This window comes from Vibrio sp. M250220 (assembly GCF_036533795.1).
Taxonomy (GTDB): Bacteria; Pseudomonadota; Gammaproteobacteria; order Enterobacterales; family Vibrionaceae; genus Vibrio.
On sequence record NZ_JATABI010000001.1, the window covers coordinates 22,048 to 46,880 of the forward strand.

Annotated in this window: 19 protein-coding genes; 9 read left to right on the top strand and 10 right to left on the bottom strand. The window is 44.4% G+C overall.

All coding sequences use genetic code 11. The features are described from left to right. Positions 1-3: 3 nt before the first annotated feature. From QTN94_RS00085 to QTN94_RS00095, 3 genes are all read right to left on the bottom strand, one after another. Positions 4-1,101, bottom strand: coding sequence for an amino acid ABC transporter permease (locus tag QTN94_RS00085; RefSeq protein ID WP_331416250.1), 1,098 nt, complete (start codon positions 1,099-1,101; stop codon positions 4-6). Position 1,102: 1 nt separating this feature from the next. Beyond that, complete coding sequence (locus QTN94_RS00090) at positions 1,103-2,305, bottom strand: amino acid ABC transporter permease (protein ID WP_331416251.1); 1,203 nt, start codon at positions 2,303-2,305, stop codon at positions 1,103-1,105. A 76-nt stretch (positions 2,306-2,381) separates the two neighbouring features. Continuing rightward, complete coding sequence (locus QTN94_RS00095; RefSeq protein ID WP_138972347.1) at positions 2,382-3,410, bottom strand: amino acid ABC transporter substrate-binding protein; 1,029 nt, start codon at positions 3,408-3,410, stop codon at positions 2,382-2,384. A gap of 460 nt (positions 3,411-3,870) precedes the next feature. On the opposite strand from QTN94_RS00095, the gene QTN94_RS00100 reads away from it, so the two are divergent. Next, positions 3,871-4,809, top strand: a complete 939-nt coding sequence (locus QTN94_RS00100) for an NAD(P)-dependent oxidoreductase (protein WP_331416252.1) — start codon at positions 3,871-3,873, stop codon at positions 4,807-4,809. 55 nt (positions 4,810-4,864) lie between these two features. On the opposite strand, the gene QTN94_RS00105 is transcribed toward QTN94_RS00100, so the two are convergent. Further along, entirely contained in the window at positions 4,865-5,350 is a 486-nt protein-coding gene (locus QTN94_RS00105) for a YajQ family cyclic di-GMP-binding protein (RefSeq protein WP_138972349.1), read from the bottom strand. 16 nt (positions 5,351-5,366) lie between these two features. Beyond that, on the bottom strand, positions 5,367-6,419 hold the full coding sequence (locus QTN94_RS00110) for a 3-deoxy-7-phosphoheptulonate synthase (RefSeq protein ID WP_331416253.1): 1,053 nt from the start codon (positions 6,417-6,419) through the stop codon (positions 5,367-5,369). A 214-nt stretch (positions 6,420-6,633) separates the two neighbouring features. On the opposite strand from QTN94_RS00110, the gene QTN94_RS00115 reads away from it, so the two are divergent. Then, positions 6,634-7,521 carry a putative PEP-binding protein gene (locus QTN94_RS00115; protein WP_138972351.1) on the top strand — a complete coding sequence of 296 codons (888 nt, stop codon included), beginning with the start codon at positions 6,634-6,636 and terminating at the stop codon, positions 7,519-7,521. Positions 7,522-7,631: 110 nt separating this feature from the next. After that, positions 7,632-8,111, top strand: a complete 480-nt coding sequence (locus QTN94_RS00120; protein ID WP_138972352.1) for a DUF4442 domain-containing protein — start codon at positions 7,632-7,634, stop codon at positions 8,109-8,111. Here the strand turns inward: QTN94_RS00120 and QTN94_RS00125 are convergent. Further along, a complete protein-coding gene (locus QTN94_RS00125) occupies positions 8,080-9,465 on the bottom strand; it encodes a hypothetical protein (protein ID WP_138972353.1) in 1,386 nt (461 codons plus the stop codon). The two genes, QTN94_RS00120 and QTN94_RS00125, sit on opposite strands and share 32 nt — an antisense overlap. Before the next feature lie 89 nt (positions 9,466-9,554). Here QTN94_RS00125 and QTN94_RS00130 point away from each other — a divergent pair, with 89 nt between their 5' ends. After that, positions 9,555-10,388, top strand: a complete 834-nt coding sequence (locus QTN94_RS00130) for a CvfB family protein (RefSeq protein ID WP_331416254.1) — start codon at positions 9,555-9,557, stop codon at positions 10,386-10,388. 186 nt (positions 10,389-10,574) lie between these two features. On the opposite strand, the gene rsmF is transcribed toward QTN94_RS00130, so the two are convergent. The 4 genes from rsmF to QTN94_RS00150 form a co-directional block, all read right to left on the bottom strand. Continuing rightward, complete coding sequence (gene rsmF / locus QTN94_RS00135) at positions 10,575-11,999, bottom strand: 16S rRNA (cytosine(1407)-C(5))-methyltransferase RsmF (protein ID WP_331416255.1); 1,425 nt, start codon at positions 11,997-11,999, stop codon at positions 10,575-10,577. A gap of 86 nt (positions 12,000-12,085) precedes the next feature. Continuing rightward, positions 12,086-14,719, bottom strand: a complete 2,634-nt coding sequence (locus QTN94_RS00140; RefSeq protein ID WP_331416256.1) for a PqiB family protein — start codon at positions 14,717-14,719, stop codon at positions 12,086-12,088. Further along, positions 14,712-15,971 (bottom strand): paraquat-inducible protein A, encoded by a 1,260-nt coding sequence (locus QTN94_RS00145; protein ID WP_331426485.1) that lies wholly within the window; start codon positions 15,969-15,971, stop codon positions 14,712-14,714. Before QTN94_RS00145 ends, QTN94_RS00140 begins: the two co-directional genes overlap by 8 nt. A gap of 36 nt (positions 15,972-16,007) precedes the next feature. After that, positions 16,008-17,804, bottom strand: a complete 1,797-nt coding sequence (locus QTN94_RS00150; RefSeq protein ID WP_331426486.1) for an ABC transporter ATP-binding protein — start codon at positions 17,802-17,804, stop codon at positions 16,008-16,010. An 86-nt stretch (positions 17,805-17,890) separates the two neighbouring features. On the opposite strand from QTN94_RS00150, the gene QTN94_RS00155 reads away from it, so the two are divergent. The 5 genes from QTN94_RS00155 to pepN all read left to right on the top strand — a co-directional run bounded on the left by QTN94_RS00155 (position 17,891) and on the right by pepN (position 24,743). Next, a complete protein-coding gene (locus QTN94_RS00155) occupies positions 17,891-18,364 on the top strand; it encodes a GAF domain-containing protein (RefSeq protein WP_331426487.1) in 474 nt (157 codons plus the stop codon). A gap of 99 nt (positions 18,365-18,463) precedes the next feature. After that, the gene (gene proQ, locus QTN94_RS00160; RefSeq protein WP_331426488.1) at positions 18,464-19,093 is read left to right on the top strand and encodes an RNA chaperone ProQ; all 630 of its coding nucleotides are present in this window, start codon (positions 18,464-18,466) and stop codon (positions 19,091-19,093) included. Between the two features lie 15 nt (positions 19,094-19,108). Next, positions 19,109-21,106 (top strand): carboxy terminal-processing peptidase, encoded by a 1,998-nt coding sequence (gene prc / locus QTN94_RS00165; protein WP_331426489.1) that lies wholly within the window; start codon positions 19,109-19,111, stop codon positions 21,104-21,106. 136 nt (positions 21,107-21,242) lie between these two features. Continuing rightward, positions 21,243-21,905, top strand: a complete 663-nt coding sequence (locus QTN94_RS00170) for a hypothetical protein (protein WP_331416260.1) — start codon at positions 21,243-21,245, stop codon at positions 21,903-21,905. Between the two features lie 231 nt (positions 21,906-22,136). Then, on the top strand, positions 22,137-24,743 hold the full coding sequence (gene pepN, locus QTN94_RS00175) for an aminopeptidase N (protein ID WP_331426490.1): 2,607 nt from the start codon (positions 22,137-22,139) through the stop codon (positions 24,741-24,743). Positions 24,744-24,833 lie beyond the last annotated feature (90 nt).

Here is a 24,833-nt window from a genome sequence, read left to right on the forward strand (position 1 = left end):
TAATTATCGTTTGTGACCGGTATGAAGTTTGTTTTCTAGCCAGATCGAATATCTCGACATGCCGAAACAAAATACCCAGAACACTAACGCGACAAATACATAACTTTCCGTTGCAAAGCCTAACCACTCAGGGTCAGTGTTTGCAGCTTGTCCGATACCCAGTACGTCAAACATACCGATGATAAGCACCAGACTAGTGTCTTTGAACAATCCGATAAAGGTGTTCACGATAGATGGGATAGTAATCTTCAGTGCTTGTGGAAGAATAATCAGCCCCATTTTTTTCCAATAACTTAGACCTAACGCGTCTGCGGCTTCGTATTGTCCTTTTGGAATAGCTTGAAGACCACCACGAACCACTTCCGCCATGTAGGCAGCACTAAACATCACCACACCAATCAATGCGCGGATAAGTTTGTCTGTTTCTGAACCTTCAGAAAGGAACAGGGGCAGCATAACTGAAGCCATAAACAGAACCGTGATAAGAGGTACACCACGCCATACTTCAATGTAGACAGTACACATACTGCGAATGATCGGCATTTCTGAACGGCGCCCTAGTGCCAGAGCAACGCCGATAGGTAGCGAAACGACAATACCGACAAGTGCGATAATCAGTGTAACCAGCAAGCCACCCCATTTGTGCGTCTCGACAACTTCCAGACCAAATACACCGCCATAAAGTAAAGCAGCAATGATAAATGGGTAGACGTTTACGAAGAATAACCAAATCCATAGACGCTTAGGTGTTTTCTCGTAAGCCAGCAATACCGTAAAGATAGCCAGTGTCACGTAGAAAAACTGAGGTCGCCAAAGCTCGTCGGAAGGGTAGAAACCATACATAAACTGGTCCCAGCGAACGCTGATAAATACCCAGCACGCACCCTCACGACTACATGCGTCACGGGTTGTGCCAACCCAGTCTGCATTGAGAATAGCCCAGTTAAACACGTCCCATAGTACCATCGCGGATAAAACGGCGAGGATAATCGTTACGACTGAGTTTATTGGACCATTAAATAGGTTTTTTCTTAGCCAACCTACCAGACCAACCGTATTTGCAGGCGGCGGAAGGCTAGGCTGAAATTGATGTACTTTCATTCTATCTCTCCACCAAAGCCACTTTCTTATTGTACAAGTTCATCAGAGCCGATGTGACTAGGCTGAGTGTTAAGTAAACACCCATCGTCATCGCAATGATTTCAATCGCCTGACCAGTTTGGTTCAGCGTTGTACCAGCAAATACTGAAACCAAATCGGGGTAACCAATCGCCATCGCAAGCGATGAGTTTTTGGTTAAGTTCAAGTATTGGCTAGTCAGCGGTGGAATAATGATACGCAGTGCTTGAGGGATAACCACCAGCTTTAGCGTGCGAGAACGTGGTAGCCCTAGTGACATAGCGGCTTCTGTCTGACCATGGCTAACGGCATTGATACCTGAACGTACAATCTCAGCAATGAACGACGCCGTGTAAACACTAAGCGCGATGAGCAAAGCCGCCAGTTCTGGGATGATGGTAATACCACCTTTAAAGTTAAAGCCTTTTAGCACAGGGTATTCGGCAGAGATAGGTGAACCCGTTAAGAAGTAAACGATGACAGGTAGAACAACACAGAGCCCCAGCATGATACGTCCCATGGGCGTTTGCTGACCGGTCAGTTTTTGCTTGTTTTTCGCCCATACACCGATCAAAAGCGTCGCGATAATGCCAATAATCACACTTGCTACAACAAAGGAAGAACCTTCGCCAAAGACTGGGGCAGGGAAGTAGAGGCCACGAACGTTGAGGAAAATGGCTTCACCCAGACTTAAACTTTGGCGAGCTGACGGAAGTGCTTGCAGAACCGCGAAGTACCAGAAGAAAATCTGAAGAAGTAAAGGAATGTTACGGAATGTCTCAATATAAACAGCAGCAAAACGGCTAACTAACCAGTTAGACGAAAGGCGTGCGATACCCATTAGAAAGCCAATCACCGTCGCGAGGATGATACCAAAAAACGAGACTAGCGCAGTGTTGAGTAGCCCGACCATAAAGGTGCGGCCGTAAGAGAAGGTTTCATCGTACTCAATCAGCGTTAAGCCAATCCCAAAGCCAGCTTCTTGAGTTAGAAAGTCAAAACCCGTGGCAATACCACGTGCTTCTAAGTTGGTTAGTGCATTATTGACAATTGTGTAAAAGAAAAAGACGAGTGCTGAAATCGCTATGATCTGGAAAACAACAGCTCTAAAGGTGGGATTGTATAAAAGGTTAGCGTTTGAATTCGGTCCGTTATCCGATTTCGTCGCAAAATTAGTAGGTTTCATACAGCTATAACCTCAAATCCATTTTTATAAAAAGGGCGGCCAAAACCGCCCATTTTCTATTGTAACTATGTAAAAATTAACGGATTGGAGGAGCGTACATGAAGCCACCCGCATTCCACAGTGCGTTTACGCCACGTGAAATTTGTAGTGGTGAACCTTCACCGACTGTGCGCTCGAAGCTCTCGCCGTAGTTACCCACTTGTTTCACAACTTGGTAACCCCAATCGTCACGGATGCCTAGGCCTTTACCTTTAGGACCGTCTACACCAAGAATACGCTTGATGTTTGGATCTTGAGACTTAAGCATTTCGTCTGCATTTTTAGAAGTGATGCCGTATTCTTCAGCGTTCACCATTGCAGCTAGAGTCCACTTAGCGATGTTAAACCATTGATCGTCACCTTGACGAACCACTGGGCCTAGAGGCTCTTTAGAAATGATTTCTGGAAGAACTTGAGCAGATGCAGGATCTTGAAGATTCAAGCGAAGTGCGTAAAGACCTGATTGGTCAGTTGTTAGTACGTCACAACGGCCAGCGTCGAAACCTTTCGAAGTTTGAGCGGCTGTATCAAATACAACTGGCTTGTAAGACATACCACTGTTACGGAAGTAGTCCGCTAGGTTAAGTTCAGTTGTCGTACCAGACTGAACACATACAGAAGCACCGTCTAGCTCTTTAGCGCTTGTTAGACCAAGGTCTTTCTTAACCATGAAGCCTTGACCATCGTAGTAGTTAACACCAACGAAGTTTAGACCTAGAGCTGTATCACGGTGAAGCGTCCAAGTTGTGTTACGAGAAAGAACATCGATCTCACCAGATTGAAGTGCAGTGAAACGCTCTTTCGCTGTTAGAGGAACGTATTTAACTTTTGATTTATCGCCAAGCACTGCCGCAGCAAGCGCCTGACAGTATTCAACGTCAATGCCTTCCCATTCACCTTTAGAGTTAGGGTTAGAGAAACCTGGCAAGCCAGTACTTACACCACAAGTTAGGAAACCTTGTTTAGTTACTTTATCTAGCGTGCTATCCGCAGCAGCAGCGCTTGTAGACATCAGTGCAGTAGATGCCGCTACAACTGAAGCAAGAAGTGTTAGTTTATGTGCCATTTGTATCCTTCCTGTATGATCCATGTTAAATCAGGTTCAACCTGATACAACGATTAAATGGTGTTGTGTTTCTTAATTATTAGGTTGCGTATGCCCATATTTGAGCCTTAAACAAATCAACCAGTTATAAGCGTAGGAAAGGATTCGCAATTTCTCAAATGTATAATTTAAAAAGATTTTTGAATGAAATCACAAATCCTGACAGACTTTAGAATGACGAAATGTTGCTTAAATGTAAATAGTGCAAGAGGTCACAAATTTGGTGCGACAGGATGGTGTAATAAATTTATCAATACATATAGGGTTCAAATTGGTATCACTGTTATCAATTAGTTAAAAAAGCTAAAAATAGTTCAAAATTCGGTCATTTATTAGGTGTGATCTGAATTGGGAATGAATCTATTGCTCTATTTTTGGTAGTATCAAGGCTGAAGATGTTTTTAGTAACTCAAGGAATGAAATGCAGTATTTTCCACTGTTTATAGACTTAACTCATAAACCCGTTCTGGTCGTTGGTGGGGGTGAGGTCGCAAGCCGCAAAGTAGATAGCCTAGTTAGGGCGGGAGCGAATGTTACGATCGTCTCACCCAATGTGGAGTCTTACCTCGCCAACTTGATCGAAAAAGGGGACTGCCAATGGATCCAAGGGTTCTATTCTGCCGAGTTACTCGAAAGTTGCTATGTTCAAGTTTGGGCGACAACCGACAATCCAGATTTGAATCACCAAGTCCATCATGACGCTAAGCGTAAAGGGATATTGGTGAATGTCGTGGATGACCTACCATACTGCGACTTTATTACCCCCTCGATGATTAACCGTGGCCGGATACAACTCGCGATATCGAGTGGTGGCTCTTCACCGGTTTTGATTAGGAATGTGAGAGAAAAGCTAGAGGCTGTGTTACCGCAAAACCTAGCGATACAAGCTGACTTCGCGGCCTCTAAGCGTAATGACATTAAAAGTCGTTTTGCTAGCGTTGAGCAACGACGTAAGTTTTGGGAAGCTTATTTTTCGCGCTCAGATGTTGAAAGAGCGACCAACAATGGCGATCTAGAGAGAGCCTATCAAGCGCTGCTGCAAGAGGGGGTCGACCAGAGTGGTTCGGTAACTTGGATCGAGTATGGTGAAGATGTCGAGCTTCTTACCTTGAAAGCATTGAGATTGATGCAGCAGGCCGAGATAGTGTTGCATGACCCGAACTGTCCTTTTGCGTTTATTGACCTCGTTCGCCGTGATGCGGAAAGAGTTGAATGCAAGAGTGAGGCGGGTTTTAGCAATGAACTGCAGAAAGCTCGAAGTCACGATCAAAGAGTGGTGGTGTTAATGCCACCTAAATCGAAAAGAGTTACCTTCTTACAGGGCAAGGATCTGCTAATAGAGCTGGGATCGGTGAAATAGAAAAGGGCCACTAAGATGTGGCCCTTTTGCTTATCAAACAGGCGAATAAAAGATATTAGTCGCGGAAGTTCTCATACTGGAATGGTTGACCTAGATCTGATTCACGGATCAGTGCAATAGCAGCTTGCAGATCATCACGCTTCTTACCGGTTACACGAACCTTGTCGCCTTGAATCGATGCTTGAACTTTCATCTTGTTGTCTTTAATCAGTTTAACGATTTTTTTCGCCATTGGCGTTTCGATACCTTGCTTAAATACAACGATTTGATGCCAGTTTCTTCCTGATGCTTCTTCTGGTTTGGCTTCCATTGCATTAACATCAACGCCGCGCTTAGTTAAGTTACCGCGTAACATGTCGCGTAGTTGCTTAAGCTGAAATTCACCTTCTGCGCTTAGCTTTACCGATTCGTCTTTTTGCATCTCGAATGACGCTTCAACGCCACGAAAATCAAAACGAGTCGTTAGCTCGCGTGACGCATTGTCTACTGCGTTACGTAGTTCAACAGTATCGATTTCAGAAACAATATCAAATGATGGCATGTTGGAGTCCTTATTATTACGAGCGAGCTTTTACGGCATTTGCCAGCATGTCAAGCATAGTGGCTGTATCATCCCAGCCCAAGCAAGGGTCTGTGATCGACTGACCGTAAGTAAGATTACTTAGGTCTTCCATGGATTGATTACCTTCGTTAATGAAGCTTTCAGCCATGATGCCTGCTACTTGATTTTTACCTGACTTGATTTGTTTACAGATGTCTTCAGCGACTTCAAGTTGCTTTCTGTGCTGCTTTTGGCAGTTAGCGTGGCTAAAATCAACCACAAGGCGTTCAGGTAGGCCAAACTCGCCCAGTTGTTTACATGCTGCATCGACGGATGCTGCATCAAAGTTAGGGCCTTTTTCACCGCCACGAAGGATAACGTGACCAAATGGGTTACCGCTAGTGCGATATACGGTCATACGGCCGTTTTTGTCTGGTGAATAAAAATAGTGAGACGCTTGAGATGCACGAATTGCATCGATAGCGATCTTGATGTTCCCGTTGGTACCATTTTTAAAACCAACTGGGCAAGAGAGTGCGGACGCCATTTCACGATGGATTTGTGATTCGGTCGTACGTGCACCAATCGCACCCCATGTAATGAGATCTGCAATGTACTGGCCAGTGATCATATCTAAAAACTCGGTAGCAGTTGCTAAACCAAGCTTATTGATATCGAGCAATAGCTTACGGGCTTTGTTCAAACCTGTTTCTAGCGCATAAGAGCCATCAAGATTTGGGTCAGTAATTAACCCCTTCCAACCTACGACAGTGCGAGGCTTTTCAAAATAGGTGCGCATAACGATGAACAGTTCATCTTTATACTGATCTTGCACCGCGGCTAAACGCTCTGCGTAGTCAAGGGCGGCATCGGTATCGTGCACGGAACATGGGCCGACAATTACCAATAGGCGCTGGTCTTCCCCTGTAAGGATATTTTCAATTTGGCGACGTGACTGTGCGATACGCTCAGCGACCTCATCGGTAATTGGATGGGCGCTTCCTAATTCTGCCGGAGTTGGCATTGGACCCAATGGTTGGGTTCTTAATTCATCGGTTTTTAATGGCATACGACAGCCTGTTCTTTTTATTACGAAGCGGTAAAGATAACGGAAACCAAGATAGGAATAAACCACTTATCGCGATTCTTATTGGTATCAAACTGTAAAGTGCAAATTTATGCATTTTTATTTACTAAAAATGCTCACAACCCCTTGTATTATCGACATACGATAGGTATGTTGAGGAATAGAAATACAACGAAAACCTTTGCCTGGAGCAGTAATGAGTTTAACCCGTTCTAGCAGTATGCATCCTGCGCTAAACCTCGGCGATTCACTTCCTCAGCTTGATCAAGCAACCAGTGGTTCGCACCTTTTTGTATCATTGTCAGAAATGATTTTAGAACATGTCTTCTACCATCCCGATCATGCCGCGATTTTGCCATCTCTTGAAGAGAGTGAAGTGGCATCAATTAATGCCATCTTGGGCGAGCAGACGCTAGAGTTGCACTTCGTATCGACACTCACTGAACAGATTTTAGCGGCCGTGAAGCCACAACATCAGTCGGTACGCATCGATCTAGGTGGTGCCGACAGCTACAGTTTCCGAACACTGCTGGGGGGACAGCTTGAGCCAACTGAAGTTAACCCAGCGCTTGGTTTGCGCGGTGTCTCTCGTTTTGCCCATGAGAAATTTGTCCAGTTGTTTACGCTAGAGTGTCAGGTGATTAAGGCATTGCAGCAGCAAGGTTGTGATGTTGAAATTGTCGTACCTTTTGTCAGAGGATTGTCTGATGCCGCCAAAGTAATCGACTTACTCGCAGAACAAGGTTTACCAAGGGGACTCAATGGTTTGAAAGTTCTCTATACCGTTGATGTACCATCGGGCGCGTTGTTATCAGAGCGATTACTTCATTACTTTGATGGCTTGGTGATCAATGTGGAAAACTTAGCTCAATTCACCTTAGGGGTTGATCGCCTTAGTGAGGAGTTGGAGTATCTGTTTGATCCGGAAAGTGAAGCTGTCATGATGCTGATTGAGCAGGCCGTCGACGCGGCGACGAACAGCAATAAGCCGATTGTTTTAGTCAGCAATGGGTTAGTTCAATATGCTCGTTTACAAGAGTACATCGTTGAGCATCCACAGATAGACGTTTTGGTGACGTTGTAACTCAAACTGGTTGTTAAGTCACTGTTTATAACGCCCAATGTTAATGAAATGTTGACATTGGGCGTTATTCGTTATGAACTAAGATGAGTTTCACTGGTCGGACTAGTTCAATGTTGTCAGCTCTCTCAAAAGCAAATCTCTATCTCAATCTGTTCGGATTTTTTAAAGTGCCGTTTATTTGGCTGGCTCGGCCAAAGATATTGGAACTGAATGCCGAGCGTGTTGAAGTCAAAATTCCCCTAAAAAGAAGAACCAAAAATCACCTCAACAGTATGTATTTTGGTGCATTGGCTGTCGGGGCTGATGTCGCAGGAGGTTTTATGGCGATGAGTAAAGCTGAGCAGTGCGGCAAAAGGGTATCACTAGCCTTTAAAGCAGTAGAAGGGCAGTTTCTCAAACGTCCCGAAGCAGATGTTCATTTCGTTTGTGAAGATGGCAAGTTGATCGATGACATGCTAGAGAGGACTTTCGCTACTGGTGAGCGCGTCAATCAAGCAGTGAAAATTACCGCCATTTGCCCAAGTCTGCACGGCGATGAACCTATGGCGGAATTTTTACTTACTCTGTCATTGAAGAGAATGGATGGCTAACGTCATCCACTTCAATTTGTTCAATTGCGACGATCTTGCTTCGGTTGAGAATGATCTTCCAACGATAGTAGCGTGGCTGGCCGTCGTGATTATCTTCTTTGGCAATCAGATTGATAAGATGACGTTTTTCAACCGACTCGCGACTTACCTGCCCGTTATTGTTCATGTAAACCTTATTTGAGCCTTTGTCCATCAAGCGAGTTAATTCACGCATGCTAACCAACAAAGACTCACGCGTTTCTTCATAACCACTCATAAACTTCGATGTCGACATTTCAGTTTTAGAGCTGTAGTGAAGCACTTGTTCTTCACGCTGGACAACGCGTTTCTTGCGGATTGACTGAATTCGGTCAGGCAACTTATCGAGAACCTTATAGTCTAGCCATTCGAGTTTCTGTCCCACCGCTTTCATGGTTGTTGGGTCTAAGTAAAGTTTACGCCATTTTGGGCGGCCTTTGCGAAGCCATCGCCACATCACATCACGCAGGTCATCTTTAAAAATTTCCCTTAATGCGTAAACAAATGACATTAAGACAATGAAAGAGGCGGTGATCTCTCCCCAGTAGTCACGAGCAAGAATGGCTGTGATGGTAACAAACACCATGACAAAGCCAGTTGCACTGCCTTTAACGACTCGCTTCATATTGTTACCCAGCGACTGCGTGCGCTCCTTCAATACCACCGGATGTTCTATCAGGCGTCGCAATAGGCGCATTTTATTACTGAGTCGTATGACGTCATCACGAACACTTTTGGAGTTATAATTGTTGAGCTTTCGGTGCGCTGCTTCTTTTTCTACAATGGCGAGCAAACTCTCTTTAAGGCTCTTATACTCGCTATCACGAGGCATATGTGCGACAAGCGACATCAAACGTTGTCCTGTGTACCAAGAAAGATAGTTGTCTATATTGGCGTAGTAACGCTTTAAGCTCTCTTCGTAAGGAATACTGCGGCGCAGTTTCTTGAGAATATCGAGAGAGAGGTTGATGACTTCGTCGACCTCGTCAGTAGTGACAGACTCGGTATTGTGTTTATTGAGTTCGTTGACCGCTTTGTCTAGCGCGATAACATACTGATAGGCGAACAAACTCAAACTGACACGGTATTGAGTTGAAGAGAGCCTACCTCGTTTAGCTAAGCGGCTGTGCACGAGAGGAAGGAGGGTTTTGTCACTGTAGTAAGCGCGTTTTTGAGATATCGACTCATAGTAGAATTCACTCTCTTTAAGGATGTCCGGCGAAAGCCCAAGCTCACCAGGTACGAAAAAATAGAGATCTAAATCCGATTTCTTTGTCGCTGCCATCGCATGAGAAATCTTGAGAGTGATGCCGTCCTGCTTATCAACAGTGATCAATTAACGCTCCTAAAAAAGGTATAAATATCTGGCGCAAGCATAACAGAGATTCGCTATAATCACCGCAAATTTAACAAGAGACAGTTGAAATGATTAAAGTTGGTCAGACGAACCACTTAGAAGTAGTAAAAATAGCCGATTTTGGCGTATTTCTCGATGCCGGAGATTACGGTACGACCTTGCTTCCAAAACGTTTTGTACCTGAAGGTGTGGAAATTGGTAGCGTTATAGATGCATTTTTATACTTTGATTCTGACAGTCAGTTAGTCGCAACAACTGAGACTCCTGTTGCTCAAGTCGGCGAATGGGGGTTGATGAAGATCGAAGGTGTCAACTCTACCGGTGCTTTCGCTGATTGGGGTATCAAAGGTAAAGACCTACTGATACCTTTTAGTGAGCAACGTGCACGTTTTGCGGCGGGGCAAACCGTACTTGTTTATGTCTACAGCGATAAAGCTTCTGGACGAATTGTTGGAACAACGAAGTTTAATAAACTGCTGGATAAAACACCGGCAAATTACACTCGCAACCAACAGGTTGATTTAATCATCGCAGAGCGTAGCGAACTTGGTTACAAAGCCATTGTGGAAGGCCAGCACTGGGGAATGATTTTTAAATCAGATGTGTTTGGTAAGTTATTTATTGGTAAGCGACTTAAAGGTTACATCAAGAATATTCGCGAAGATGGCAAAATCGACCTGTCCCTGCAGAAAATCGGGGTTGGTAAGATGGATGAACTGAGCCAGAAGGTGATGGACTTATTGGAGAAGAAGGGGGGATTCTTACCTCTCAATGACAAGTCATCGCCAGAAGCTATCTTTGCCGCTTTCCGCACTAGTAAAGGCACGTTCAAGAAGACGATCGGCGGTCTGTACAAACAGGGTAAAATTGTGATTGAGAAAGAGGGCATTCGCCTGAGTTAACACAATTGGTTTGACTGTTAAGCCGAAAAAAAGGCCCAGAGCTGATCCTGCTTTGGGCCTAGGGGAACGGCTCCTACAGAGCCTGCGCTAACTGTCTGATATATTGTATATATCGATAACCTAATTGTAGTTTATGATCGGCAATGCGCTAGGCTTTTGTAGAATTTCATACTATTTAATGACCGCTTAAAACAAGTTTTTGTCTCTGACCAACTCTCTTGGTAGTCCATTCTTGATACGGTTACCCACCCACTTTCCTAATCCAATCACATCGTTAGCGAGTGTTACGATCACTTCACCTTGACCGGATAGGTCAGCAGGGCGAACATCACGTCCCATAAACCACTCACGAGCCTCATCAATAGAAAGTGCTAGGGCTGTTCTCTCTTTACCAGTAGCTAATGCCGTTGCAACTTGATGCTGCCAGCGGTAGCCCTTTTTGTGGGCTTCAGCAATTTTGATCCCCATTCGGGAGAATCTAAGCTCACCAAGCATAGGTTCAAGAGCATCAGGGAACAACCATACGTCGTTGTCTCTCAACCAGATAGAAGATGCTTGAGGTAAATTAATCTCCAGTTGAGTGTGGAGTTGTTTAGCAATGTCCGTTTGTACTTTAGCGCTCGCTTTCTCAAACGGAAATTTGCCCAAACGCTTTTTCACTTGAGGGGCGGTGACTGACGCAAGTTTGCGCATACGTGCAACAAAGAAGCCTTCACAATCATATACCTGAGGGAATATGTGTAGAAAACCGTCTTCGGTAAGAGCTTTATCGGCATCAGGGAAAAGGGAAGCGAGGCTATCGAACTCTACAGCATCACCAAAGGACGCTTTAAGGTGATGACATACTTGTTGATTCTCTTCAATACTGAGCGTGCAGGTTGAGTAGACCATAACGCCGCCAGGTTTTAACGCATGAAAAGCGCTTTCAATCAGATCTTTTTGTGTGTCAGAAATCGAAAGGACCGACTCTTTACTCCAGTTCTTCATGGCGTCTGCGTCTTTACGTACCGTACCTTCACCTGAACAAGGTGCATCAATCAATACTGCATCAAAGTGCTCGGGCAACCAGCCACCAAACACACGACCATCAAAGTTGCTAAGAGCGGCGTTACGTACTCCACAGCGCTCTATGTTAGCGTGGAGTACTTTTACACGGCTTGCGGAAAACTCGTTGGCAACGAGCACACCTTGGTTGTTCATCTTTGACGCAATCTGAGTGGTTTTCGAGCCTGGTGCAGCCGCCATATCGAGCACACTGGTGAAGTCATCTTGGTCATCCAAGAATAAAGCGGATACGGGCATCATAGAGCTGGCTTCTTGGATATAAAAAAGCCCAGACATGTGTTCTGCCGAGTTACCTAGCGGGACTTCCGATTCGTCTGCGTCAATCCAGAATCCTTCCTCACACCAGGGTACAGGTTGAAGTTGCCATCCTTTGTGTTGTGCTCGTTGAACAAACTCATCGATTGATATTTTGAGTGTATTGACCCGAATACTCTTACGCAATGGGCGCTGACATGCGGCGATAAAATCCGCCATGTTCAGTCCTTGGGGTAGGATTGATTGCATTTCAGCGAGAAAGTCGTCTGGTAGGTATACGTTCTGGTGCAAGGTTCTGTCTCTACAAGCGTAAAAGGTCGGTGATTATAGCTAATTTCAATAAAAAACGCAGCGAATTCGCTGCGTTTCCCCATGGATTAAGGTTTTGGTATTGCTGTACGCCATGTGCGCCAGCTGTCTTCTGCTTTGGTATATAGGTAGAAGGACTGACCTTGACGAGCGATTGGCTCCAATTGTTTTTGCTCTGGCGTCGCAAAAGTTATTCCACCACGAACAATACTATCAATTGTGCCGGCTCTAACATTGGCACCGGTAATACCGATCGATACGTCGACGCCAGATGTGTTCCAGAAAACACTGTTTTGACGAACTAAATAGGCGTATTGAGGCTCAATAGCAATGGTCGATATGACGCGATCAGCAAATTCACCTAACTGAACATTGGTTACTTGACCGACTTCTATCTCACGATAGAGTACCGGTGTACCAACAGTGATAGAGCCGCGAGATTCACTTTGTAGGGTGAAGGTAATGCCGTTTATCGCCGGTTGTTGGTGGTTAAGTTCAAAGGCATATGTCGCTTTGCCGTTACCCGGTAACACGTTGATCGATTGTGCCAGGAGATTTTGAATGTTCTTCACACCACTAAGACCCACTTGCGCTTTAGGTAACCAGAAGTACGACCCAGCAACCGCAATTGTATTGGTGTATTCAGGTAATATACGCGCCTTGACTTCTACTCTGTTGAGTTTGAAGTCTGGAATAACCAAAGTGACCTCACCAACTTTTACTCCGTTATAGTTGATTGAAGTGCCTTTTGCGACTGTGTTTTCGCCATTGAGTGTCAATGAGATCACTTGGCCATATTTCCTTGCAGTCTTGAAGTCTGAGTAGAGCAACCATTTGTCGTTTTGCTTATTTTCGACTCCAGGCAGAGAATCGAATGCAATGCCTCCCTGAATCAAAGAGGTGAGTGGGGCCGCCTTAACGTTGATGCCTGCAAGGCTTGCATCTATCTCAACGCCTGAGCGGTTCCAGAATACGGTTTGATCAGTGACAAGGTGCTTATATTGATTTTCTATACTCGCGCTGATGATGACACCACCGTCGACCAAATAGAAGTCAGCAACATTACCCACTTGCAGATTTCGATACAACAGAGGACTGCCTTTACTGATCGAAGGTAATTCGTTAGCAAAAAGGGTCAACTTGGTAGAACCTGAGATATTGTACTTAGCGAGTTCAGCAAGTGACTTGTTTTGATAGAGCGTGTATTGCGCCTGTGGCTGAGCTTTTCCTTCACTAACGAAACTAATAGAACCCGTTAGAAGCTGTTTTGCTGGTGGCACGGTAATATTCAAGCCTGATTCAGTCAATTCGGCACTGGCGCTACCTGTCACGAAGAAGCGGTTTTGAGACTTAATAAGGTGCGCATAGTCGCTATCGATTAGCGCATCTAGCTGCACTTTGTCGTTAACTAGGCTCACTTGCGTTACCGAACCTACGCTGATACCACGGTAGAGGATGTTGGCACCCTGATCGAGTCCAAACGAATTGTCTGACACTAATTGAAGTGAGACAGAGCGGGCTTGTTGGCGTTTGAAGTCGTCTTTTCTTACTGCGCTAAAATGTCGTGAACGCTCGCCGTCACCAGGAACCACGGTCAGGAAGTTACCTTTAACGATGTTAGCGATGTTTTCTACTCCCGATAGAGAGACTTTCGCTTCTTCAAGAATGAAGCGGCTACCCGTTGTCAGCATGTCACTAAAAGCAGGCTGGATTGCCGCAGAAGCAACGATGTTCTCTCTACCATGACTCAACTCTAAATCTGTAATCTGTCCGATTTCGATACCACGGTACATAATTGGTGCGCCAGAAGCGTTGATCTTGTTGTCATCTGGTAAATCAATCTTTATTGCGATACCTCGACCAGCGGTTTTTAAATTTGGGTAGAGTTTAAACTGAGAGTTATCTGCAACAGGCTCACCACCATCAGGTGAGTCGACAGCAATAGAGCCTCCAAGCAGAGCACTGAAACTTTCCAGTTTTACATCAACCCCTTCGAATCCTATGTTGGCACCAATACCACTGACGTTCCAGAAGCGGCTATCGTCAGTGATGATGTGGCGATACTCATCGCGTATTGAGGCTTGGATGATGACGTTTTTCGAATCACGGTCAAGCTGATAGCTATACACTTCACCAATCGGTATCTTTCGATAAACGATTTGTGAACCGACCGAGATACCGCCTAAGTCTCTCGATTTTAGTGAAATATTAAGCCCTTGGTTTGCCAGTAAATCGGAGGGAGCACGCTCTAGAGCGGTAAACTTGGTCTCAGGCTCGGAAGGGTTATTACCTGGAGAAATCGCGATATAGTTACCCGAAACAAGTGCATCAAGGCCAGAAATCCCAGACAGACTCGCTGTGGGTTTGACCAACCAGAAACGCGCTTCTTTGGTCAGCAATTTCGTGGCTTGTGGGTAGATGTCCGCATCGACGTAGATACTCTGTAAGTCTGGGGACAAATTGATATCTTTCACCATGCCCACTTCTAAGCCTTGATAGCGAATGGTGGTTCTTCCTGCGATCAAGCCTTGTGCATCAGAGAAGTAGATCTGGACTCGTTGCCCGGCATCTTGCACGGCTTTGAACACCAGCCATCCTGCCAGTACCATAGTTAAGATTGGTAGCAGCCAAAGTGGTGATATTCCTTTATTACGCTTGATATGCGGGGAATATGAGTTTTGTGTGGGAGAAGGGTTACTCATTTAACGACTCTTTTCTATCAAATTCTTCTGGGTAATTGTCCCAAATTAGTCTCGGATCCATGCTTTCTGCGGCTAACATGGTGAGCACAACTACAATACCAAATGCGACCGCGCCATAGCCTGGTGTAAAGTCGAGAATTTGGCCTCTATCAACTAATGTCATCATGATCGAGATGACAAACAGATCCATCATCGACCAGCGACCAATCCATTTAATGACAAAATAGATGCGCATTCTGTGTTTGTGGTAAATCTTGCGTTTGAACTGTATCGCCAGTAACAGGTAAGACAGCCCTAGGATCTTGGCAACGGGAACCACGATACTGGCAACAAAAATGATGATGGCGATGCCAGTCATTCCACTATTCACTAACGAAGCAACGCCAGAAAAGATGGTATCTTCTAAGCGTTTGCCGTTAGTTAATAAAATGGAAATTGGAATGATGTTAGCGGGAAATATCGCAATACTGGCCGCGATGAGATAAGCCCATGTCTTTTGAATCGAGTACGGTTTGCGATGATGGATAGGGCTTTTACAACGCAAGCATTCCGTCCCTTCTGGTTGAGAAAGGTGACAGTGATGACAGTGAAGCGTTTTTTCTGACAAAGCGTATTGCTCTTCCGCATGAAACACTTCCCAGTATCGACGCACGCTTACTCGTGTCACCAGTAGTACGGTAGAGACTTGCAGTAACACTAGACCAATCAAGCCCGGTCCAACGTAGATATCCGAGTAATCTTGGAGTTTGAAACACGAAATGGCGATGCTAACAAGAAAGACATCAATCATTACCCACGCTTTGACATAGTGAATAATTGACAGGGAACTCTTGAGCAAACGAAACGAGCCTTTGCTCAGCGCGATATGCGCAGCGACAACCGAACTACACAACAAAAGGGGCGCTATCGAACTGCAAAAGAAAATAAGCAGTGACAGGAGTACAAAACCTTCTTGAAAAAGTGCAAATACGCCTGAGGGTAAAGTCGCAGGAATCATCACGCCGAAAAGACGAATGCTTATAAACTCGAAAAAGTGCGAAGGAACAAACAGTAAAAGGCAAGTTATTGCAATCGCTAAATTGCCTGACAGAGAAGGATTCCCCCCTCGGTATAGATGACTATTGCATCTCGGGCAGTAGGCGCTTTTGCCTCTCTCCACAGAGACAAGGTCAACGGGTAGTTCACAGCCGTGGCAAAGCCTAATATTGGTTGGCTTGGAGTCATGAGCATGCAAGACCTGAGGGGCGTTCATCGCAGCCCCTCTATATTTTTGGCACGAGAAAAGGGCCTAAGCGTGACTTTGCACGTTGCCGTATAAGGTTTGATATAAGCCTTGCTGTTCAACCAATTCTCCATGAGTACCTGCTTGAGATACTTGACCGTCTTCAAGTACGTAGATCAAATCTGCCTGTTTAACCGCGGACAATCTATGTGCGACAATTAACGTTGTACGACCACGTAGAAACTCGGTAAGCGCTTTATGCAATGCGGCTTCTGTTGCAGTATCGAGTGCCGACGTCGCTTCATCCAAAATGACAAACTTAGGATTACTCAAGATCATTCTTGCAATCGCTAGGCGCTGACGTTGTCCACCTGACAGCCGAATACCATTGCGGCCTATTTGCGTATCAAGCCCATCACTGAGTTGACTGATGACATCTTGCATCTGCGCGACTTCAAGCGCGCGCCATAAAGATAAGTCATCATATTCTGAACCTAGTGTCAAATTATGCCTTAAGGTGTCATTAAAGAGTATAGGCTGTTGTAATACAACGGCAATTTGCTCTCTAATTATCTCAAAACTGATATCATTTGTCGTTTGACCATTGTAGCGGATATAGCCGGAGTTAGGCTGATACACACCGATAAGCAACTGGATCAATGTTGACTTGCCCCCGCCGCTGGAACCGACCAGCGCCACTTTTTTACCCGCTGGTATGGTGAGGCTCAATTTAGAGAGGACTTGTACTTCATCATTGTAAGAAAAACTCACCTTGTCGATTTCAACATCGACTTCTCGATCATCAGTAAATGGATTCACCTTACTTTGAGGGCGATGTTCTTCTTCTAAATCTAATAGGGCATTGATCCGTTTCAGTGCGGCTTTGGCACTATACCAAGAAAACTGAATGCCAAGCAGTTCTTGAACAGGAGAGAGCATGAACCAAAGGTAGCCAAATACTGCGAAGATTTGACCTATGGTCAGGTCACTAAACAAGACCATTAACATTGCAACTGCGCGGAATAACTCAAATCCTAATAAAAATAGAAGGAAAGAGACTCGACCAGCGGCTTCCGATTGCCATGCATACTTATCTGCATCTTGGCGAATGTGGTCTGCATGGGTTTTTAGTTCGTTAAGAAATTCCCGTTCTCGATTTGCCGCTCTTAGTTGATAGATGCCATCTAAGGTCTCGACTAATCGATTCTGAAAACGTTCAAACGATTGATTTTCGCGCTTTTTAAGATGCTTTACTTTACTGCCTAGCTTACGCGAAAAATAGATTACAACCGGATTGACCAACAGAATAAACAGACCTAAACGCCAGTCTAGCCAGAGAAGAACCCCTGCGGTCCCTATGACAGTCAACAGGCTGATAAGAAATTTACTGAGAGTCGAACCAATAAACTGATCGATGGTTTCTATGTCAGTAATCAAGTGAGCATTGATACCTCCAGAGCCACGAGTCTCATACTGCCGAATGCTGATACGGCCCAGTTTATCGATCATTTTGCTACGCATTTGATACGTAATGGTTTTAGATACCAAAGTAAACTGACGGCTCTGTACGATGGAAAGTGCTTGGCTAGCCGTACGCATAAGTACAACTAGCAGCAGGGTTAAAAAGATATAGCCAGTTGCTGTCTGCATTGAATCAGGTAACAGTTGGTTCATCACTTTAAGGCCCGTACCGGGTTGGTTGAGCAACACTTCGTCGACCATAAGTGGCATCAACAATGGAATGGGCACACTGATTAAGGTGGCGATGAAAGCAATGACATTGGCAAATATCAGCTTATTGCGGTGTTGTTTAACTTGTGTTATCAACCAAGAATGGCTAATAGTGTTGGAATTGTTAGTCATTGTAATGAGAATGCTTACTATTTGTGGTTTGCGAAATTGTACGCAGATTCATAGTGGAAGTCTCTAGTTTTCAAATGGATGTATAAATGAAAATAGAACATTATCAACGCTTAACCAAACAAGTCATCGCACTTATCGAATCTGAGACCGATTTGATCGCCAATTTGTCAAACATCAGTGCTTTACTCAACATGGAACTTGAAGAGTTAAACTGGGTTGGTTTTTATTTAATGAAAGATGACCAACTGGTGCTTGGTCCTTTTCAAGGCAAGCCTGCATGTGTGCGCATTCCGGTAGGACGTGGAGTCTGTGGAACCGCGGTCGCGACCAATACGGTTCAGCGTATTCATGATGTGCATGAGTTTGAAGGACATATCGCCTGTGATGCAGCGAGCAACTCAGAGATCGTGATTCCATTTTCGATTGATGGTGAAATGTTTGGTGTGTTGGATATTGATAGTCCGAAAGTGGGGCGATTCAATGAAATCGATGAGCAGGGGCTAACTTTTTTGATGCAGGAAGTAGAAAAGCTGCTTAATTCACACGCTATCAAGGCATAAATTATCTATTGAGTGTGGTTTTTCGCTTGCAGGTCACTATAATACCTCAAATATTTAATCTTAATGCTCGCGGATGAACCGCAATAACCAGGAACCCACATGGAAAACACTGAAAAGTTAAAAAACAGCAAAGAAGTTATCGCATATATTGCTGAATGTTTCCCTAAGTGCTTTACTTTAGAAGGTGAAGCTAAACCACTTAAAATTGGTATCTTTCAAGATCTTGCGGATCGTCTAAGCGATGATCCTAAAGTAAGCAAAACTCAACTTCGTGCAGCGTTAAGACAATACACTTCATCATGGCGTTACCTTCACGGTGTTAAGCCTGGTGCAGTACGTGTAGATTTAGATGGCAACCCAGCAGGCGAGCTTGACGAAGAGCACGTAGAACACGCAAAAACAGCACTAGCTGAAAGTAAAGCTAAAGTGCAAGCTCGTCGTAAAGAGCAAGCGACTAAAACCCGCGAAGAAAGTAAAGAGAAAGCTAAGCTTGCGGCGAAGAAGCCTCAAGGCCGTCGCCCGCAACAAAATAAAGTACAAAAAGCCGCTAAGCCTGTAGAAACGCGCGCTCTGAATGCTGATGAAGTGAAAGTTGGTAATCAAGTAAACGTTAATATGGGTAAAGGAAACATGGCTGCGATTATCGTTGAAATCAATAAGGAAGATGTGCGTGTTCAACTGACTAACGGCCTACAAATGGTTGTAAAAGCAGAGCACTTGCGCGCATAAAGGATACTCCTACGCATGAAATGCCGTTCAAAATTGTCGCTGATTGCTGCTAGCTTATTGCTAGCAGCTTCTACTGCTCATGCTTTAGAAGCAAATATCAGTTTAGAGGACCTACCAGTCCTGACTCCAGAAGCTCAGCATGAGACAGCCAGCAAACGTGTCACATCTCGCTTTACACGTTCTCATTACAAACACTTCTCGCTAAACGATCAATTTTCTCAAGCTATTTTCGAACGTTATATCGAAATGCTTGATCACAATCGTAATATCTTTACGCAAGCAGATATCGACTCTTTCAAAAAATGGACATCAGGAATCGATGACCAATTGAAAGCGGGAGATAACCAGATTGCATTTGATGTCTACAATCTGTCAATCAAGCGTCGTTATGAACGTTTTAAGTATGCTTTGTCTATCCTCGATCAGGAGATGAGTTTCGATAATGATGAAACCATTGAGCTTGATCGCAGTGAAGCCGCATGGCCAGCCGATACCGCAGAGCTTGATGAACTTTGGCGTAAGCGAGTCAAGTATGATGCGTTGAACTTAAAGTTAACGGGCAAAGATTGGGATGAGATTAAAGACACGTTAGGCAAGCGTTATAACAACGCACTCAAACGTTTAGGTCAAACTCATAACGAAGATGTATTCCAGCTCTACATGAACGCATTTGCTCGTCAGATTGATCCTCATACTAGCTATCTTTCACCTCGCAGTGCAGACCAGTTTCAAACTGATATGAATTTGTCGCTTGAAGGTATTGGTGCGGTACTGCAAATGGAAGACGATTACACTGTTATCCGTTCGTTGGTGGCTGGTGGCCCGGCGTCGAATAGTAAGCTTCTAGCGGAAGGTGATCGAATCATTGGTGTTGGTCAAGATGGTGAAGATATCGTTGATGTCATCGGTTGGCGTCTTGATGATGTTGTTCAGCTAATCAAAGGACCGAAAGGCACCAAGGTTAATCTGCAAATCTTGCCTGAAGGCAAGGAAGCGAAAGCGGATGTTGTTACCATCGTTCGAGACAAAATCCGTCTAGAAGACCGAGCGGTAAAATCTGAAGTGATTGAGAAGGATGGCAAAAAAATTGGTGTTCTAGAAGTACCAAGTTTTTATGTCGGACTTGCAAAAGACACCGATAAACTTATCGAAGAGCTCAAGGGCAAGGGCGTTGATGGCGTCATTGTTGATCTTCGTAACAACGGTGGTGGTGCACTCACTGAAGCAACAGCACTTTCCGGTTTGTTTATCACTAGCGGCCCTGTTGTCCAAGTGAGAGACAGCTATGGTCGAGTCAACGTCAATAGTGATACCGACGGTAAGATCAGTTATGACGGTCCATTAACGGTATTGATTAATCGCTATAGTGCTTCCGCTTCAGAGATTTTTGCTGCGGCAATGCAAGACTATGGGCGTGCCATTATTTTGGGTGAAAACTCTTTCGGTAAGGGAACGGTTCAGCAACATCGTTCGCTAAACCATATCTACGATCTTTTCGACAAAGAGTTGGGTTACGTTCAGTATACCATCCAAAAGTTCTATCGTATTGATGGTGGTAGTACACAAAACAAGGGTGTCGCCCCAGATATTGCGTTCCCTACAGCGATAGATCCAAGCGAAACGGGTGAGTCGGTAGAAGACAATGCACTGCCTTGGGATAGTATTGACAAAGCTAAATACGAAATGTTACAGCGTAATGAGGCATTGATTGGTAAGCTTGCCGCTAACCACCAAACTCGTATTGCTAAGGACCTAGAGTTTCGTTTCGTGGCCGAAGATATTGAAAAATACAAGGCAGAGAAAGACGATAACTCTTTGTCGCTCAACGAAAAAACACGTAAAGCGGAAACCGATGCAGCAGACGCGCGCCGTTTAACTCGAATTAATGAGAGACAAAAAGCAGCAGGTCAAGAGCCGTATAAGACACTGGATGATATCCCTAAAGATTATGAATCGCCGGATGCCTACCTTAGCGAATCGGTAGCGATAATGGTTGATATGATTAAATCTTAATTGAAATCAATCGATTAAAAAGCGAGTCATTTGGGCTCGCTTTTTTTATACAATAAAATATTGTGATAAAGATCAATTTTTTTAGCTAAATATACCTGACGTGCCTAAGCTTAAAGAAAAGAGTGAGGAGCACGTGATGAGATTGTTAGCTCTAATATCATTAATTTTTAGCCTTTCGGTGCTCGCTGATGGAGTGAAAGACAACAGCGATTTAACTCAGTTCGATCAACCGTTTCTGCTAGGAGACTGGTACCTCGTTAATCCTAATCCTGAACAGTCGCAGGAAAACTTTTTAGCGATCAAGCTGTCCCTGGATTCAAACTATAGTTTTAAGATTGATATTCAGAAAAGGGACTATTCAGTCGACCACTGGGAAGGGTTGTACACAGCCAATGAAGATACTTTGGTTCTTGGATTGAATACTTCAGAGCCTCAAATGTACGAGTATTCAGCCAACCACAATTTACTCAGTTTAAATGGCGTTACTTTCACTAAAGCGTTGTCCAACGCATTGTCTGGTATGTGGTCGAGTGCACATTTGGGTGGCGATGATATTCATGCCAGCGACGTACAAAAGTTGGATCTGATTTTACAGCCAGATTTTGTCTTTATGTTCCGGGTGAGTAATGATGATGGCGATGAGGCGATACACAAAGGTGTTTACTATACAGAGGGCGAGCACTTGGTGCTTCTCTATGAAAATGGTGAACATGAAACACGATACACGCTGAACCGAGATACGCTGACTTTGGAAATGGAAGAAGGCGCGCTGTATGCCGTATTAAATCGAATCCGTTGATAAAGCGTGGTAGAGAAATGTGCCCCTTGCTGACTAAATAGACAAACAGTTTGAGTTTTATGTCAACAATAGAGAAAAAACGAGGTATTTCGACATCGAACCTCGTTTTTTTATATCCAGAGTTGTAAGCTAATACGCAAATTGTAACGGGAAAATTCCCGAACTTTATTATTACTGCGCTAGACTTTTACAGCGCAATGTTCAGATGCATTCAGTCAGAAGGATTTCGACATGGCTCAGACTCCTCAAGCCAAGTACCGCAAAGATTATCAATCACCATCACACACCATCACTGATATTGATTTGACCTTTGATCTCTACGATAACGAGACGACAGTAACCGCGGTTTCTCAAGTTAAGCAATTTAAAGATGCAACAACACTTCGCCTAGACGGAGAAGAACTCAAGTTACAAAGTATCACCGTCAATGGTGAAGCTTGGTCAGACTACAGCGAAATTGAAGGTGGATTAGAAATTCATCAGCTTCCATCTGAGTTCACTCTGACGATTGTGACCTTAATTGATCCTGAAGCTAATACCGCTCTAGAAGGTCTGTATAAATCGGGTGGGGCTTTCTGTACTCAGTGTGAGGCGGAAGGTTTCCGTCGAATCACTTACTACATGGATCGCCCAGATGTTCTAGCGAAATACACCACGAAAGTGATTGCAGATAAAGCACACAACCCATTCTTACTCAGCAATGGTAACCGTATTGCGCAAGGTGAGTTAGAAGGCGGACGCCATTGGGTGCAGTGGCAAGATCCTCATCCAAAACCAGCTTACTTGTTCGCTTTGGTCGCTGGTGATTTCGATGTACTACGTGACAAATACGTAACTCAATCTGGTCGTAATGTTGAACTCGAAATTTTTGTTGATAAGGGCAACCTAGATCGTGCTCCGCATGCGATGACGTCATTGATCAACTCGATGAAGTGGGACGAAGAGCGTTTCGGCCTTGAATATGACTTGGATATCTACATGATTGTAGCGGTCGATTTCTTTAACATGGGAGCGATGGAGAACAAGGGTTTAAATATCTTCAACTCTAAGTTCGTATTAGCGAATGAGAAAACAGCGACTGACACTGATTATTTAGGCATTGAAGCGGTCATTGGTCATGAATATTTCCATAACTGGACTGGTAACCGTGTAACTTGTCGCGACTGGTTCCAACTGAGCCTTAAAGAAGGTTTGACTGTATTCCGTGATCAAGAATTTTCTTCAGATCTTGGCTCTCGTGCTGTGAATCGTATCAACAATGTAAGAATCATTCGTGGTCCTCAGTTTGCTGAGGATGCCAGCCCGATGTCTCATCCGATCCGCCCAGATCAAGTGATTGAAATGAACAACTTCTACACTTTGACGGTTTACGAAAAAGGCAGTGAAGTGATTCGTATGATGCATACCTTGCTTGGTGAAGAGGGGTTCCAAAAGGGCATGAAGCTGTACTTCGAACGCCACGACGGTACGGCCGCGACTTGTGAAGATTTTGTCTCAGCGATGGAAGATGCAAGCGGTGTTGACCTTAAGCAATTCCGTTTATGGTATAGCCAATCTGGAACACCAACATTACGCGTAGCGAGCGAGTACGATGCACAAGCAAAAACCTACACATTGACGGTTGAGCAATCGACGGAGCCAACTCAGGATCAAGCAGAAAAGCAGGCCCTGCATATTCCTTTTGATGTCGAGCTCTATGCGGTAAATGGAGAGGTGATTGAGTTACGCTGTAACGGTTCTGTTGTTGGTAATGTTCTTGATGTGACTGAAGCGAAGCAGACATTTGTGTTTGAAGACGTTGCTGAAAACCCCGTTCCTTCATTGCTACGCGAATTCTCTGCGCCAGTAAAACTGGAGTATGATTACAGTGATGAAGAGCTGATTTTCTTGATGGTTCATGCGCGTAACGAGTTTGCTCGTTGGGATGCAGGACAAATGCTTCTTGCCAAGTACATTCGTACGAATGTCGAAAATGTTCAAGCTGGTGGCGAGGTTAAACTTGCTGAGGCGGTCATTGACGCTTTCCGCGGTGTACTTCTGTCTAGTGACCTTGAACCTGCATTCATTGCAGAGATGCTATCGCTACCAAGTTTCAATGAAGTGTTAGGTTGGTACAAGCAGGTGGATGTTGATGCGATTGCTAAGGTGCTGAAAGCATTGAAAGTAATTCTCGCCACTGAATTGAATGATGAGCTGAGTGCGATTTATCATAGCTCTAAGCAAGCCAAGTACTCTATCGAACATGCGGCAATCGGCCAACGCTCTCTTCGAAACACTGCTTTAGGCTTTTTGGCTTACACCGAGCAGGGTAACGAACTTGCCAAGACGCAATACGCTGAGGCTAATAACATGACTGACACCATTGCAGCAATGAGTGCCGCGAATAGTGCACAGTTAGAATGTCGTGAAGCATTAATGCAAGACTACAGCGATAAGTGGAAACATGATGGTCTTGTGATGGATAAGTGGTTTACTTTACAAGGTACCAATCCAGCGCAAGATGCACTTGAGGTGATCAAGAAGACGATGGAACACGAAGCGTTTAGTCTTAAAAACCCTAACCGTATTCGTAGCCTAATTGGTTCTTTCCTCAATATGAACCCAGTACGCTTCCATGCAAAATCTGGTGAGGGTTATCAGTTTGAGGGGGAGATCTTACGCGAGCTAAATAGTAGTAACCCGCAGGTAGCTTCGCGTCTGATCGATCCGCTGTTGAAGTTCCGCAAGTACGATACTGCTCGCCAAGAGCTTATCAAAATGGAACTAGAGGCATTAAAATCAATGGATAATCTGGCTAAAGACCTGTTTGAAAAAGTGACCAAAGCGTTGGAATCTTAATCAATATGGCGAAAACAGTAGCACTTTTTAGTGCTACTGTTTATTTATACAGCTGTCTATCACTGTCAGATAAAACGTGACTTTTTTGAC

Excerpts from the sequence above, each read along its gene's own strand:
- QTN94_RS00085 (WP_331416250.1), bottom strand. The coding sequence starts at position 1,101 with ATGAAAGTACATCAATTTCAGCCTAGCCTTCCGCCGCCTGCAAATACG.
- QTN94_RS00090 (WP_331416251.1), bottom strand. The coding sequence starts at position 2,305 with ATGAAACCTACTAATTTTGCGACGAAATCGGATAACGGACCGAATTCA.
- QTN94_RS00095 (WP_138972347.1), bottom strand. The coding sequence starts at position 3,410 with ATGGCACATAAACTAACACTTCTTGCTTCAGTTGTAGCGGCATCTACT.
- QTN94_RS00100 (WP_331416252.1), top strand. The coding sequence starts at position 3,871 with ATGCAGTATTTTCCACTGTTTATAGACTTAACTCATAAACCCGTTCTG.
- QTN94_RS00105 (WP_138972349.1), bottom strand. The coding sequence starts at position 5,350 with ATGCCATCATTTGATATTGTTTCTGAAATCGATACTGTTGAACTACGT.
- QTN94_RS00110 (WP_331416253.1), bottom strand. The coding sequence starts at position 6,419 with ATGCCATTAAAAACCGATGAATTAAGAACCCAACCATTGGGTCCAATG.
- QTN94_RS00115 (WP_138972351.1), top strand. The coding sequence starts at position 6,634 with ATGAGTTTAACCCGTTCTAGCAGTATGCATCCTGCGCTAAACCTCGGC.
- QTN94_RS00120 (WP_138972352.1), top strand. The coding sequence starts at position 7,632 with ATGTTGTCAGCTCTCTCAAAAGCAAATCTCTATCTCAATCTGTTCGGA.
- QTN94_RS00130 (WP_331416254.1), top strand. The coding sequence starts at position 9,555 with ATGATTAAAGTTGGTCAGACGAACCACTTAGAAGTAGTAAAAATAGCC.
- QTN94_RS00140 (WP_331416256.1), bottom strand. The coding sequence starts at position 14,719 with ATGAGTAACCCTTCTCCCACACAAAACTCATATTCCCCGCATATCAAG.
- QTN94_RS00145 (WP_331426485.1), bottom strand. The coding sequence starts at position 15,971 with ATGAACGCCCCTCAGGTCTTGCATGCTCATGACTCCAAGCCAACCAAT.
- QTN94_RS00150 (WP_331426486.1), bottom strand. The coding sequence starts at position 17,804 with ATGACTAACAATTCCAACACTATTAGCCATTCTTGGTTGATAACACAA.
- QTN94_RS00155 (WP_331426487.1), top strand. The coding sequence starts at position 17,891 with ATGAAAATAGAACATTATCAACGCTTAACCAAACAAGTCATCGCACTT.
- proQ (WP_331426488.1), top strand. The coding sequence starts at position 18,464 with ATGGAAAACACTGAAAAGTTAAAAAACAGCAAAGAAGTTATCGCATAT.
- prc (WP_331426489.1), top strand. The coding sequence starts at position 19,109 with ATGAAATGCCGTTCAAAATTGTCGCTGATTGCTGCTAGCTTATTGCTA.
- QTN94_RS00170 (WP_331416260.1), top strand. The coding sequence starts at position 21,243 with ATGAGATTGTTAGCTCTAATATCATTAATTTTTAGCCTTTCGGTGCTC.
- pepN (WP_331426490.1), top strand. The coding sequence starts at position 22,137 with ATGGCTCAGACTCCTCAAGCCAAGTACCGCAAAGATTATCAATCACCA.